Here is a 12,686-nt window from a genome sequence, read left to right on the forward strand (position 1 = left end):
CACATCGATTACAAGGATCTGCCCCGCCTGCGCAAGTACGTCAGCGAGCGTTCCAAGATCATTCCCCGCCGTGTGACCGGCACTTGCGCTTTCCATCAGCGCGAGCTGACCGTTGCCATCAAGCGTGCCCGCCATATGGCTCTCATGCCGTATGTGAGCGATTGATCGCGGCTTTTCACAGCAAAGAAACAACCCGTCCGGTTCGCCCGGACGGGTTGTTTTTTGTTTTCAGTTTCCGTCGTCGGACGTCACCCAGTCGGGGGTGGGCGTCGGCGTCGTGCCGGAGGATGCGTCAAACGCATCGTCCCGCGATCCCGCGATGGAGACTTCCACCTCGGTGGCCGGATCAAACTCGGTACCGGCCTTGACCGAGCACTCCACAACGCAGTTTTCGGCGTAGCTGCCGTCATTCTTGACAATCTTCATGCGGTAGGTGATGCCGGCCGCATTGAGCTCTTCCACCGCCTTTTCCAGCGTGGCGCCGATGATGTTGGGCATCTTGACCTTCAGCGGTCCCAGGCTGACAACGATCTTGAGCACCGGATTGTCCCCGGTGATCAGGGTGCCTGCAACCGGCTCCTGGCTGATGACGCAGCCGCTGGGCACCGTGGAGGAATAATCCTCCGTGATGGCAATGCGGTATTTCTTATCGAACTCGCTGTTCTTGATCTCGCTCTGGTACCGCTTGCCGACGAGATCGGGATACACTTCCACCTCGGTCACGGCAGACTCCGGCGTGGCGGTCTCGCTCTGGGTGGGCGGCGGTGTCTCCTCGGGGGTCTCCCCCGTGGTGCCGTCCAGCAGGCTCCAGACCAGCAGCACCACCAGCACAAAGATCACAACGAGAGAGGCACCGAGAATCTTCTTGGTCGAAACCTGGTTTTCCCCGCGCTCAAACATCGCGTTGGCAACATTCGGGTCGGTCAGGGCACTCATCAGCTCGGGAACGGTCTGCATCCGCTTGGCCGGGTCAAGGCGCATCGCGCAGGACAGCACCTGCGAAAAGAAGGTCGGCACGCTGGATTCCAGGCTGTGGGCATTCTCGAGGCTGTCCCGCACTTTGCGCTGGGGGGCCGCCACCGGCGTCTGGCCCGTGACAAGGCGGTAGGTCACGGCCGCCAGCGCGTAGACATCGGTGTACCGGCCGGAGAACTCCGCGGCGGAATACTGTTCCGGCGCCGCATATCCGGGGTACAGCTGGCTTTTCAGCTCACTGCCTTCGGTGCGCAGGGCCAGTGTGCCGTATCCGGTCAGGCAGGCGTTGCCGTCAATCGGCAGCAGGATGTTCTCGGGACAGATGCCGCGGTGAATCAGGCCCGCCTTGTGCAGCTGGGCCACCCCTTCCATGACGGGCTGCAGCATCGTGCGGGCCTCGGCAGGGGTCAGGTTGCGGGAACGCAGGCTCAGGTAATGGCTCAGCGTCATGCCTTTGCGGTTCTCCTCGACCGCATAGACGGTATTGTTCTCCTCGATCACGTCGAGAATCTGGGACAATCCGGTGGCCGGGGTCAGCCGGTGCAGGTCGTCGTAGAGATCCTTGAAATCCATCCGGCTGGTCTTGAACAGCACTTCCCTGTCCTCTTTGGGCATCAGCCAGCCGTCGGGACTGCGGCCGTTGCAGAGTGTGACCGGAAAATACTCCTTGATCAGGACAAAGCGCTTTTCGGCATTCTCCACACCGCGGTACCGCAATCCGTCGCCGTCGGCATCCAGGTAGGCGCCGATGGTGTAGCGGCCGGCCAGCTGGGTTCCCAGCGGCAGCGCCCCTTCGGGGTTGCGGTTATCCAGGCTCTTGCCGCAGTGCGGGCAGGCGCCGTGATACCCGTCCTGAAGCGGTTCCAGACAGTGCGGGCAAAGCGGCAGTTGGTCCATGGGAAAATCTCTCCTTTCCGGTCAGGCTCCGGGTTCGGCTTGATCGGCTGCAAAAATTCTGAAAAAAAAGCAACTCATCTTTTCAGGAAGTCCTTGTCAAGTGAGTTGCTTTTTATCCAATTCCTCGCGGGAGGGCCGGATCTCAGCGGTCCAGGTCTTCCTCGTTCTCCAGGGTATGCCAGGCGTTCTGAACGTCGTCATCCTCGTCCAGGGCGTCCAGCAGCTTGCCCATCTGGGCGAGCTGATCGGGATCGGTCAGCGTGGTCGTGGTGTTGGGCACCTGCGCCACATCGGCCGAGATGAAGCTGTAGCCCTTCTTCTCCAGCGCGTCGCAGACGGCGGAGAAGTTGTCCGGCGTGGTGGTGATCTGAGCGGCTTCCTCACCGGCATCGAAATCCTCCGCACCGGCATCGAGGGCGTCCATCATCAGTTCATCGGGGTCCTTGCCGTCCAGATCGACGACGATGACACCCTTCTGGGTGAACATGAAGCCGACACAGCCCATCTGGCCCAGGTTGCCGCCGAACTTGTCAAAGTAATGGCGCATATTGGCAGCGGTGCGGTTGCGGTTGTCGGTCAGGGTCTCCACCATGACCGCAATGCCGCCGGGGCCGTAGCCTTCGTAGGTGATGGCTTCGTACTCGGTCTTGTCGCCGCCCTCGGCGCGCTTGATGATGCGCTGGATGTTGTCATTGGGCACACTGTTCGCCTTGGCTTTGGCGATCAGGGCAGCCAGCTTGGAGTTGGAGGCGGGGTTGGCGCCACCCTCCTTGACAGCCACAGAGATCTCGCGGCCGATCTTGGTGAACACCTTGGCGCGGGCGCCGTCGGTCTTTTCCTTCTTGCGCTTAATGTTGTTCCATTTGCTATGTCCGGACATGAAAATCCCCCTAAGTATTTGAATTGTATCCGTTTCTGAACGGGAAAGGCCCCGCACTTTGCGCAAAGCGCGCAGGCCGACAAATTACAGTAGTATATTATACCACGTTCCCCGGCGTTTTTCAATGTTTGAACGGCTCTTTTTTACTGCAGATTGCGCAGCGCCTTGGGATAGTGGTTCTTGATCCGGCCGCCGCTGACCTTGCCGGCCCCCAGCGGGAAGCCGTCCACCAGGACGGCACACCACCCGGAAGCCGCGGTTTCGGCGGGGATCTCCTCGCCCCGCAGCCAGGCTGCCGTGCGCGGGTCCTGCAGCGTGAGTTCCTCCCGGTTGCGGCACCGGTCCCCGTATGCCATGAAGAGGGCATGCGAGGGTTCCAGCCGTCCCTTGACGACCCGCCCGGCCGGCACGCCGGTGCGCAGCAGCCGCAGTGCCCGGGTCCGGGGCGGCAGAGCGGGCGGAACCAGAACGATCCCCTCCCCCACAGCCTCGACGGCGGCATCGGCGAGATCCGGGAAAAGGCTGCGGCAGAACTCCTGCCAGACAGCCGCCGTCTGACGGGACAGGCGGGCAGGTTTCTCGGTCCGGAGTCGGGGCAGTTCGGGCGCCGGGGCGTCCTCCGCCTTGCGGAGCTTGGCCATGAAATGCCCTTCCCCGCCGTCCGCGGGCCAGATGCGCCGGCAGAAGGCGGCGGGAAAGTTCTCATCCCCGGCGCGGTTGCTCTCGCCGGGGTGGCCGAACCCACATTCCGAGAGATCGCAGAGGGTGAACTCGGGATGGCGACGGAGGAACGCCGCCACCTGCCCTTCATCCTCATCGGGGGCAAAGGTACAGGTGGAGTAGACCAGAATCCCGCCCGGGGCCAGCAGCGCGGCCGCATTGTCGAGGATGTCCCGGCCCAGCGCGGCACAGCGGGCCAGCAGGGCCGGTTCATACTGGGTGACGGCGGCGGCCTCCTTGCGGAACATGCCCTCCCCCGAGCAGGGGGCATCCACAAGGACCCGGTCAAAGCAGCCGGGCAGCACTTCCGCAAGGCGCGCCGTATCCGCGTTGGTGACCGCAGCGTTGGTGACCCCCATCCGCTCCAGATTCTGACGCAGGATCTCGGCCCGGGCGGGGACAAACTCGTTGGCCAGCAGCCAGCCCTCCCCATTCAGTGCCGCTGCCAGCTGGCTGGTTTTTCCGCCGGGAGCCGCACAGAGGTCCGCAACCCGCAGGCCGGGACGCACTTCCAGCAGTGCCGCCGGGGAGGCCGCGCTGGGTTCCTGGGCATAGAACGCACCGGCATGGTGGTAGGGATGGCGTCCCGGCTTCCAGTCCGGTGCCTGCACCAGAAAGGACGTCCGGCAGAACGGAGAAGGCTGCAGCGGAAAGTCCGCCAGCGCCGCCATCCGCTCGGGCGTACAGCGGAGGGTATTGACGGTGATCCCCCGCGCCGGGAGACCCTGGGGATCGGAGAACAGCGTTTCAAACCGGTCCCCGAGCAGACGCCGTTCGCGCTGTTCAAACAGGGCGGGAAAGGACATGACAGCACCTCAACTTTTGCATAAGAACACAACGACTGGGCAGACTATCTGCAGAGCCGGGGGAGGCCCGGTTCGGAATCCACCCTATTTTGAAAGGAGCGCCCAACATGGCACACATCATGAAGGAGCAGAACGGAACCCGCCAGTCCACCCAGAAGGCCACCCAGAAAGCAACGCAGAAGGCGGCACAGAAGGTCGCCCAGAACAAGACCTCCCAGAAGACCGAGAGCTCCACCAACTGCGGCGGCAGCTACGGCCGTCAGAGCGACAACAGCAAGAAGAAGTAATTGCTTTTGCTGCCCTGGGCCCCCTGTGCCCGGAAAGCGCAGCCGCCCGCACGAGGGGTGCGGACGGCGCTTTCCCGACACAGCGGCGGCTTTGCGGGACCGGCGGCTGCGCCGGCCCGTTACATAAAAGACCGGCTCAGAGTTCCGGGACGTATTCTTTCCAGATGACTTCAAACAGTTCGGCGATGCGCTCATCGCGGCCCTGCAGATTCAGCCAGCCGAGCAGGCACTCCAGCCCGGTGGAAGCCCGGTACTCCTGTGCGGTGGCATGTTTGGCCACACTGGCTTTGCTGGCGTTCTTGCCGCGGCGCAGAACGGTCTGCTCCTCCTCGCTCAGCATCGGTTCCAGCAGGGCAAGCTCCTGATTCTGGGCGTGGGCGGAGACATACCGCGTGGCCATGCTGTGCAGACGGCCGGGCTGCAGGCGGGTCGTCTCGACCAGGCGCTGCCGGACCAGCAGTTCCAGCACCGCATCGCCCACAAACGCCAGGGCCAGCGGCGACATTTCGTGAATATCCACTTGGGGTTTGGCTTCAAACAGCATGGTACGCCTCAATATACATAGTCAAATTCGTATTCGCCGATCTTGATCGTGTCGTTTTCCTCCACGTTCTGGCGGACCAGCTCGTCCAGAATGCCGGAATCACCCAGCTGCGTCTGGAAATACTGCAGGCTCTCGTAGTCCTCGACGTTGGTACCGGCCAGGATGCGTTCCAGCCAGGGTGCATCCACCGTGAACTCATGTTCTCCGGTCCGCTGCACCGTGAAGGGACGGGTGGGTGCCGCACTCAGATCGGGTTTGACGTACTGCGGCTCAAAGACCTTGACGGGCGGCAGATCGCGCAGGCGGCTGTACACGAGCGCCGGCAGGCCGTCGATGCCCTGCCGCGTGGCGGCCGAGATGGGCAGGAAGGTCAGGCCGCGGCCCTCGATGAAGGCGCGGAAGTCCTCGATCTGCTCCTCGGTGGCAATATCGCACTTGTTGCCCAGCACGATCTGCGGGCGTGCAGCCAGATCGGCGGAGAAGCCCTCCAGCTCATGGTTGATCTGCTCAAAGTCTTCCTTGGGATCACGGCCTTCGCTGCCCGACACATCCACGACGTGCAGCAGCAAGCGGCACCGCTCGACATGGCGCAGGAAATCATGGCCAAGGCCCACGCCCTCGGCAGCGCCCTCGATGAGGCCGGGAATGTCGGCACAGACAAAGCTCTGTTCCGGGCCGACCCGGACCACGCCCAGGACGGGCGTCAGTGTTGTAAAATGATAATTGGCAATCTTGGGACGCGCCGCGCTGATCATGCTGATCAGGGTGGACTTGCCCACATTGGGGAACCCGATCAGACCCACATCGGCGATGACCTTGAGTTCCAGGGTCAGATGCAGATCCTCCCCGGGCAGGCCGGGCTTGGCAAAGCGGGGAATCTGCCGGGTGGGGGTGGCGAACCGGGCATTGCCCCATCCGCCGCGGCCGCCCTTGGCAACCACGACGGGCTCGTCGGTGGAAAGGTCCGCGACGACCAGGCCGGTCTCGGCCTCCTTGAGGACGGTACCCCGGGGCACGCGGATGACCAGATCCTCGGCATCCTTGCCCTTTTTGCGGGCGCCGCTGCCGTTCTCGCCGTCCGGGGCGGTGTACTTGCGCTTGTAGCGGAAGTCCATCAGGGTGGACAGGTTGGGGTCCGCCTGGAAGATGATGCTGCCGCCGCGGCCGCCGTCGCCGCCGTCCGGGCCGCCGGCCGCCACGAATTTTTCGCGGTGGAAGCTCACCGCACCGTCGCCGCCTTTGCCGGCGTGCAGCCAGATGGTTGCGACATCAATGAAATTGCTGGTGGGCATAGTGTACCTCTTTCCCGAATTGATGCAAAGAAAAAGGGCGAGCCATCCCGGCCCGCCCTTTTGAAAACTTACTGCTTGACAGTGCAGCGCTTGCGGTCACGGCCGACGCGCTCGAAATGAACGCGGCCATCAACCAGAGCGTACAGAGTGTCATCGCTGCCGATGCCGACGCCCTCACCGGGATGGATGTGGGTGCCGCGCTGACGGACCAGGATGTTGCCGGCCAGAACGAACTGACCGTCGCCGCGCTTGACGCCGAGGCGCTTAGACTCGGAATCGCGGCCATTCTTGGTAGAACCTACGCCTTTCTTATGTGCCATTGTGTTTTACCTCCCTTAGCCGTTGATCGCGGTGATTTCCACCTTCGTGTAGGGCTGACGATGACCCTTGCGGACCATGCTGCCCTTCTTGGGACGATAGGTGATGATGTTCAGCTTCTTGCCCTTGCCGTTCTTGACGACCTTGCCGACAACGGCAGCACCGTCAACCGTGGGGGTGCCGAACTTGACGGCGCCCTCTTCGCCAATGGCCAGAACCTTGTCGAAGGTGACTTCGCTGTCAGCCTCAGCGCCGAGCTTCTCAACAAAGATGCTGTCGCCGACCTTGACGCTGTACTGCTTGCCACCAGTCAGAATAACTGCGTACATGTGTATAACCTCTTTCAATAAGGCTCGCTGGATGCGGGGTGATGCGGCAAATGCGCATACTTGTAGACCCATGCCATGCGGCTCTATTATAATAGCATATTCCAGTCCTCGCGTCAAGACATTTTTTCAAGCGAAAGACCGTTCTGCATGGCGGCCGCCTGGGTGGTGTTCTTCATGAGCATCGCGCGAGTCATCGGGCCCACGCCGCCCGGCACCGGCGTCAGGAATGCCGCCCGCTCCGCAGCCTGGGCAAAGTTGACATCCCCGTGCAGCTTGCCGTCGGAGCCGCGGTTGATGCCCACGTCGATGACCACCGCCCCCGGTTTGATCATGCTGCCGTCCACAAACGCCTCATGTCCCACGGCGGCGACCAGGATATCGGCCTGGGCGCAGAGTTCCCGCAGGTTGCGGGTGTGGGAATGGCAGATCGTGACCGTTGCGTTGCGGGCCAGCAGCAGCTGTGCAACCGGCTTGCCCACGATGTTGCTGCGGCCGATCACCACGGCGTGTTTGCCGTCAATGACGGTGCCGGTGGACTCGATCATCCGGATACAACCCGCCGGCGTGCAGGGCAGGAAGCAGGGCTGTCCGGTCTGCATCCGTCCCACGTTGACGGGCGAAAAGCCGTCCACATCCTTCTCGGGCGGGATGGCGTCAATGATGGCCCGCTCGTCGATGCCGGCGGGCAGCGGCAGCTGGACAAGAATGCCGTGCACGGTGCTGTCGGACGCCAGCGCGGCAATCCGGTCCAGCAGTTCCTGCTGGGTCGTGGTTTCGGGCAGCCGCAGTTCCAGGCTGCGGATACCGCATTCGGCGCAGTCGCGGATCTTGCCGCGGACATACACCTGGCTGGCAGGGTCCTCCCCCACCAGAATGACGGCCAGGCAGGGTGTGACCCCCGCGGCCTGAAGAGAGGCGGTCTCGGCGGCGGCCTCCGCCTTCACAGCGGCGGCCAGGGCTTTTCCGTCAATGAGCTGAGCGTGCATGGCAATTCCTCCCTGTCACGGTTCATCAGAATCCGGATCGGCGGGAGCCGGCCCGGTGGTTTCTTCGGGCTGCGGTTCCTCTGCCGGCGTGCTGAGATCCAGTTCCTCCAGACGGCGGTTCATCGCGGCGGTGGCGGCGGCAAACTCCCGGTGGGAAGCGCTGGCCGGCAGGGAATCCACCGTGAAACGGTCCCCGGCCTGGGCAAGTTTTTTCAGGTTTTCCACCTGCAGCGGCACCATCAGCGTCTTGCCGCGGGACTTCTGAAGACCCGCGACGAGCAGCACGATGCCTGCCGCCACCGAGAGCAGCGCCACCAGCTGGCTGGTGCGCAGGCTGGAAGTGATCATCAGCGAGTCGGTGCGCAGTCCTTCAATCCAGTAGCGGCCCAGGCCGTACCAGATCACATACATCAGGAAGAGCTGGCCGTTGAAGCGGCGTTTCTTGAGAAAGACCGTCAGCAGCACCACGCCGATCAGGCACCACAGACTCTCGTACAGGAAGGTCGGGTGGACCGGCAGTGACGGATCAACGGTCACGCCCTCGGCGGCCAGCGTGGCCTGAACGCTGCTCAGATAGCTGTTGGTGCCCTCGCTGTACATGCCCCAGGGCAGCGTCGTGTTGCAGCCGAAGGCTTCCTGGTTGACGAAGTTGCCCCAGCGTCCCACGCCCTGGCCGATCAGGAAACAGACGCCGACCAGGTCGAACAGCGGGAGAATGGGAATCTTGCGGATATGGGCCATGAGGCCGCCGAACACAAAAGCACCGATGACGGCCCCGTAGATGGCGATGCCGCCCTGCCGGATATCGATCATATCCCAGAGCGAATCGTACGGGACCGGCGCAAAAATCACATAGTAGGCGCGGGCACAGATGATGGCCATGACGGCTCCCACCAGGATCACGTCGATGAGGCGGTCCGAATTGATGCCGAAGTCATCGGCATGGCGGAAGGCGTAGAGCATGGCCAGGACCATGCCGGCCGCGATGATGACGCCGTACCAGTAAATGTTGAATCCGCCGATGCTCAGTGCCACGCGGTTGACGGTCAGTTCCAGCCCCAGGCCGGGGAATTGTACATGATATACCATGACGTTCGCCTCATTTCTGCGGGTCGATCTGAACGTAGGCACTGTTCTCTTCCCGCAGCATCGTCTGCAGCGCCTCGTTAACATCCTGCACGGTCAGGGTGGCCAGCGTCTCGATCTCGTCGGTCAGGCTGCGGCCCTTGAGGAAGGCCATGCCGATCTCCTCGGCGGCATCGTCGACACATTCCACGTCGGCGAGCAGTTCGCCGTACATCTGGTTCTTGACCAGCGTGAAGAGTTCGGGGTCCACCCCTTCCCGGCGCAGCCGGGCAATCTCGTTGCGGACCATGCCGGCCACCTTGCGGGGGGTATCGCTCTCACCGGTGAAGGCAATGACGCAGCAGCCCTCGGTGGACAGGTAATCCCCGCTGAATTCGGGGTTGACCAGTGCCTCATCGTAGAGGGTCCGGTACAGCGAGGTCAGCCCGCCGCAGACCAGGTCGGGCAGCATATCGGCAATGACCTCGGCGCGGGTATCGCCGCGGCGGATCGGGGCCTCCCGGTATCCCAGCGCAAAGCAGGGCTTGTTGACCGGCATCGGGAAGGAGGTTTCCCGGCAGGGAATGGTGCCGTCCTCCGCAGGGAAGAAGGTTTCCACCGAAGGCGCCGGGGCAGCCTCGCACAGACCGTTGCGGCGGCAGGCCTCGACGGCCTGTTCCAGGGTAATGTTGCCCGCCACGCTGAGCACCATGTTGGCGGGATGATAGAAGGCATCGGTACAGGCATAGAGCAGTTCCGGCGTGAGCTGGGCGATGCTCTGGGTGGTGCCGGCGATGTCATCCCGGATCGGATGCGCCTGATAGAGGCAGCGGAACAGCCCGGTCAGCAGCCGCCAGTCGGGACTGTCGTCGTACATTTTGATTTCCTGCCCGATGATGCCCTGCTCCTTGGCGATGGTCGCCTCGGTGAACCAGGGATGTCCCACCATGTTGAGCAGGATATCCAGGTTTTCGTCGGTCTTGTCGGTGGAGGTGAAGATATAGCAGGTCCGGTCATAGCCGGTGAAGGCGTTGGCCGATGCGCCGGTCCGGGCGTACAGGTCAAAGGCATCGCCCTGCTCGGACTCGAACATCTTGTGCTCGAGAAAATGCGCCGTGCCGGCAGGCAGCGAGATTCGCCGGCCGTTGAGGGAAAATTCCCGCACGATCGAGCCGAAGTTGGTGGCGTACATCGCATGGACCGAACTGTACCCCGGCATTGTGCGGCAAAGAACCGTCAGGCCGCTGGGAAGGACAGTGCTGCGGCAGTTGACCGCGTCGGCCGCCTTGCGGCGGATGGTTTCCCGTTCCATCATGCGTTCTCCCCCTCCCTTTTGGCGGTCAGCGCGTAGCAGACCGAATACCGGTAGCTCTGCAGGACCTCCCGGACTTCGTCGGCGGTGACGGCGCGGGTCAGCACCTTGCCGTACTCGGGCGGCGCGAGGGCCTCATCCCGGATGATCTGGCCATAGTACCAGCTTTCCAGACCGCCCAGCGAGTCGCTGAGCGAATCCAGGCCGGAGAGCAGGCTGCGGCGGCAGTCCTCCAGTTCATCGGAGGTGATCTCCCCGTTGCACAGGTTCTCCAATTCGCGGAGAATGGCCGCTTCGGCCTGCGCTTCCCGGCCGGGCTCAACGCCGGAATCCACCATCATGACGCCGGTGGCCCGCAGAGCGCTGGAACCGCAGTAGTAGCACAGGCTCTGCTTTTCACGGACATTGCGGAACAGCCGGCTGGTCGTTGAACCGCCGAACAGGCTCATCGCCATCCGCAGCACCGTGATGCTGGGCAGGTCCTCGGGCGTGCCGCGGGTGAACAGCATACAGAGTTTGGCCTGGGTCAGGCCGGCAATTTCTTCGGAATAATGGCGGGGCTCGGTGACCGGCATGGCCACCGGAAGGGCGAACCGCTGCGGGGCGCGGGGAACGTTTTCCAGTTTGCGGAGCAGCATCTCGGTCACCCGCTCCTCGTCGGCGCCCTGCACCATCACATCAATGGACGCCAGGCGCAGGATGCGGTCATACTCCGCCTTGAGGGTGGCCGGCGTGACCTGCGGCAGGTCGCTGCGGTATCCGCCCAGTTCGATGCCGGCCGGGGAATCGCCGTAGAACTTGCGGCGGGCCTGGCGTACACAGTACAGACGCTTGTTGTTGTACTCGGCTTCCAGGCGGCGGGCCAGTGTCTCCTTCTCGATGCGGACCGCCTCGGGGTCAAAGACGCCATTGATCAGATACGGTTCAAAGACCGTCCCGAATGCAATGTCGGCGTAGGCATCGGTGAGGTTTTCCCCGGCAAGGGCAAACCGGTCCTTGATGCCGCAGATATCCACCGTCAGAATCCGGTCCACACCCGCATTGCTCAGGTCCACGCCCAGGTCGGCGCCGTAAAGGCGGGCCAGCTTGCGGGAAAGCTCGGTCATATCGGGGCAGCGCGCATAGCCGCGTTCCAGCACCAGCGGCAGAACCGCGGTGTCCGTCGCGCTGCGGCGCAGGGCCGGAAAACGCAAATGGATCGTGATGCGGCAGCGGTTGAATTTTTCGGCGTCCAGCGTGGTGATGAAGACACCGGGTGCAAGTTTTTTTCGTTCCAACGGAGTAAAATCCTCCTATATCTGTATCATTTCCCACAGCTGCGGGCTTTTTCCAGATCGGCGAAGTAGCCTTTGCTCTGTTCCGCCGCGTGGCCGATGAGATCGGACAGTTCCTGAAGGGTATCAAACTTCCGGACCGGGCAGAGGTATTTATGGAATTCCAGAACCGGCGTGGTGCCGTAGGCGTCGCCGGCAAAGCCCGGAACATAGGTCTCACAGGTGACGGGAGCATTTTCCACATCCACGGTGGGACGGCGGCCGATTCCGGTGGCGGAGGGCCACCAGCGGCCATCCAGGAAAATCCGGGTCAGGTAAACGCCGCAGCAGGGCTGCAGGGCGTCCGCCGGGTAGTTCTGGTTGATGGTGGGGCGGCCCAGGCGGGAGGTTCCGATGCCCTTGCCGTGGCGGACCTGCCAGTCAATGGCATACGGCGCGCCGAGCATGGCATTGGCATCGGCCAGGCGGCCTTCCTCCAGCGCGGCACGGATGCGGGTGGAAGAGACCGTCCGTCCGCTGTACTGCGCCATCTCCACCACGTTCACGGCAATGCCGAGCGGCGCGCAGAGTTCCCGCAGCGTTTCCACGTTGCCGGCGGCGCGGGCGCCGAAGGTGAAGTTTTCCCCGCAGAAAACGGATTTCGCATGGAAGCAGTCCACGAGAATCCGGCGGACAAACACCTCGGGCGAGAGGGAGCGGAACTCCTCAAAGGGAGGTTCCATATATTCGGTGATGCCGATGCCGGCAATCCGTTCATGCTTGAGCGCCGTGGAGAGGATGCGCCCGCCCTTGAGGGTATTGCCTCCCGGCAGGCTGAAGGTGAACGCCGCCGCGGTCAGCTGCTGACGGCGGGCGGTGTCCGCCGCCGCACACAAAACATGGCGGTGCCCCAGATGGACGCCGTCGAAATAGCCCAGCGCGACCGCACTGCCGTTGGGGGCATCGATCGGGGCCAGGGTATTCAGAATATGCATCTCGGTTGACATTCGTCGGAATTCCTT

14 protein-coding genes are annotated in these 12,686 nt (G+C 63.1%); 2 read left to right on the forward strand and 12 right to left on the reverse strand.

Annotated features, from left to right (window positions below; genetic code table 11):
- Positions 1 to 3 precede the first annotated feature (3 nt).
- Positions 4 to 165 carry a 30S ribosomal protein S18 gene (gene rpsR / locus U0L91_RS02895; protein ID WP_330044828.1) on the forward strand — a complete coding sequence of 54 codons (162 nt, stop codon included), beginning with the start codon at positions 4 to 6 and terminating at the stop codon, positions 163 to 165.
- A 63-nt stretch (positions 166 to 228) separates the two neighbouring features.
- Here the strand turns inward: rpsR and U0L91_RS02900 are convergent, their stop codons facing one another.
- The 3 genes from U0L91_RS02900 to U0L91_RS02910 form a co-directional block, all read right to left on the reverse strand.
- Positions 229 to 1,872 (reverse strand): protein kinase domain-containing protein, encoded by a 1,644-nt coding sequence (locus U0L91_RS02900; protein WP_330044731.1) that lies wholly within the window; start codon positions 1,870 to 1,872, stop codon positions 229 to 231.
- Positions 1,873 to 2,014: 142 nt separating this feature from the next.
- Entirely contained in the window at positions 2,015 to 2,752 is a 738-nt protein-coding gene (locus U0L91_RS02905) for a YebC/PmpR family DNA-binding transcriptional regulator (protein ID WP_330044732.1), read from the reverse strand.
- A 143-nt stretch (positions 2,753 to 2,895) separates the two neighbouring features.
- Positions 2,896 to 4,278 (reverse strand): RsmB/NOP family class I SAM-dependent RNA methyltransferase, encoded by a 1,383-nt coding sequence (locus tag U0L91_RS02910; RefSeq protein ID WP_330044733.1) that lies wholly within the window; start codon positions 4,276 to 4,278, stop codon positions 2,896 to 2,898.
- A 107-nt stretch (positions 4,279 to 4,385) separates the two neighbouring features.
- Between U0L91_RS02910 and U0L91_RS02915 the strand changes: the two genes are divergently transcribed.
- Complete coding sequence (locus U0L91_RS02915) at positions 4,386 to 4,565, forward strand: hypothetical protein (protein WP_330044734.1); 180 nt, start codon at positions 4,386 to 4,388, stop codon at positions 4,563 to 4,565.
- A 136-nt stretch (positions 4,566 to 4,701) separates the two neighbouring features.
- On the opposite strand, the gene U0L91_RS02920 is transcribed toward U0L91_RS02915, so the two are convergent.
- The 9 genes from U0L91_RS02920 to ribF form a co-directional block, all read right to left on the reverse strand.
- Positions 4,702 to 5,109 (reverse strand): Mini-ribonuclease 3, encoded by a 408-nt coding sequence (locus U0L91_RS02920; RefSeq protein WP_330044735.1) that lies wholly within the window; start codon positions 5,107 to 5,109, stop codon positions 4,702 to 4,704.
- Between the two features lie 8 nt (positions 5,110 to 5,117).
- Positions 5,118 to 6,401 (reverse strand): GTPase ObgE, encoded by a 1,284-nt coding sequence (gene obgE / locus U0L91_RS02925; protein WP_330044736.1) that lies wholly within the window; start codon positions 6,399 to 6,401, stop codon positions 5,118 to 5,120.
- Between the two features lie 68 nt (positions 6,402 to 6,469).
- Positions 6,470 to 6,721, reverse strand: coding sequence for a 50S ribosomal protein L27 (rpmA, locus tag U0L91_RS02930; RefSeq protein WP_113999554.1), 252 nt, complete (start codon positions 6,719 to 6,721; stop codon positions 6,470 to 6,472).
- Between the two features lie 15 nt (positions 6,722 to 6,736).
- Complete coding sequence (gene rplU, locus U0L91_RS02935; RefSeq protein WP_330044737.1) at positions 6,737 to 7,048, reverse strand: 50S ribosomal protein L21; 312 nt, start codon at positions 7,046 to 7,048, stop codon at positions 6,737 to 6,739.
- 113 nt (positions 7,049 to 7,161) lie between these two features.
- Positions 7,162 to 8,034: a bifunctional methylenetetrahydrofolate dehydrogenase/methenyltetrahydrofolate cyclohydrolase FolD gene (gene folD / locus U0L91_RS02940; protein ID WP_330044738.1), complete on the reverse strand. Its 873-nt coding sequence runs from the start codon at positions 8,032 to 8,034 to the stop codon at positions 7,162 to 7,164.
- Between the two features lie 15 nt (positions 8,035 to 8,049).
- A complete protein-coding gene (lgt, locus tag U0L91_RS02945) occupies positions 8,050 to 9,123 on the reverse strand; it encodes a prolipoprotein diacylglyceryl transferase (RefSeq protein WP_330044739.1) in 1,074 nt (357 codons plus the stop codon).
- 10 nt (positions 9,124 to 9,133) lie between these two features.
- Positions 9,134 to 10,414, reverse strand: a complete 1,281-nt coding sequence (gene yfmH, locus U0L91_RS02950; protein ID WP_330044740.1) for an EF-P 5-aminopentanol modification-associated protein YfmH — start codon at positions 10,412 to 10,414, stop codon at positions 9,134 to 9,136.
- Positions 10,411 to 11,688, reverse strand: a complete 1,278-nt coding sequence (locus U0L91_RS02955) for a M16 family metallopeptidase (RefSeq protein ID WP_330044741.1) — start codon at positions 11,686 to 11,688, stop codon at positions 10,411 to 10,413. Before U0L91_RS02955 ends, yfmH begins: the two co-directional genes overlap by 4 nt.
- A 26-nt stretch (positions 11,689 to 11,714) precedes the next feature.
- Positions 11,715 to 12,671, reverse strand: coding sequence for a bifunctional riboflavin kinase/FMN adenylyltransferase (gene ribF, locus U0L91_RS02960; protein ID WP_330044742.1), 957 nt, complete (start codon positions 12,669 to 12,671; stop codon positions 11,715 to 11,717).
- Positions 12,672 to 12,686 lie beyond the last annotated feature (15 nt).

The organism is Gemmiger sp. (assembly GCF_036306485.1).
Lineage (GTDB): Bacteria > Bacillota > Clostridia > Oscillospirales > Ruminococcaceae > Gemmiger.

Coding starts and splice junctions, on each gene's coding strand:
- U0L91_RS02915 (WP_330044734.1), top strand. CDS start 4,386: ATGGCACACATCATGAAGGAGCAGAACGGAACCCGCCAGTCCACCCAG.
- U0L91_RS02910 (WP_330044733.1), bottom strand. CDS start 4,278: ATGTCCTTTCCCGCCCTGTTTGAACAGCGCGAACGGCGTCTGCTCGGG.
- lgt (WP_330044739.1), bottom strand. CDS start 9,123: ATGGTATATCATGTACAATTCCCCGGCCTGGGGCTGGAACTGACCGTC.
- U0L91_RS02905 (WP_330044732.1), bottom strand. CDS start 2,752: ATGTCCGGACATAGCAAATGGAACAACATTAAGCGCAAGAAGGAAAAG.
- rpmA (WP_113999554.1), bottom strand. CDS start 6,721: ATGGCACATAAGAAAGGCGTAGGTTCTACCAAGAATGGCCGCGATTCC.
- folD (WP_330044738.1), bottom strand. CDS start 8,034: ATGCACGCTCAGCTCATTGACGGAAAAGCCCTGGCCGCCGCTGTGAAG.
- ribF (WP_330044742.1), bottom strand. CDS start 12,671: ATGTCAACCGAGATGCATATTCTGAATACCCTGGCCCCGATCGATGCC.
- U0L91_RS02920 (WP_330044735.1), bottom strand. CDS start 5,109: ATGCTGTTTGAAGCCAAACCCCAAGTGGATATTCACGAAATGTCGCCG.
- yfmH (WP_330044740.1), bottom strand. CDS start 10,414: ATGATGGAACGGGAAACCATCCGCCGCAAGGCGGCCGACGCGGTCAAC.
- rplU (WP_330044737.1), bottom strand. CDS start 7,048: ATGTACGCAGTTATTCTGACTGGTGGCAAGCAGTACAGCGTCAAGGTC.
- obgE (WP_330044736.1), bottom strand. CDS start 6,401: ATGCCCACCAGCAATTTCATTGATGTCGCAACCATCTGGCTGCACGCC.
- U0L91_RS02900 (WP_330044731.1), bottom strand. CDS start 1,872: ATGGACCAACTGCCGCTTTGCCCGCACTGTCTGGAACCGCTTCAGGAC.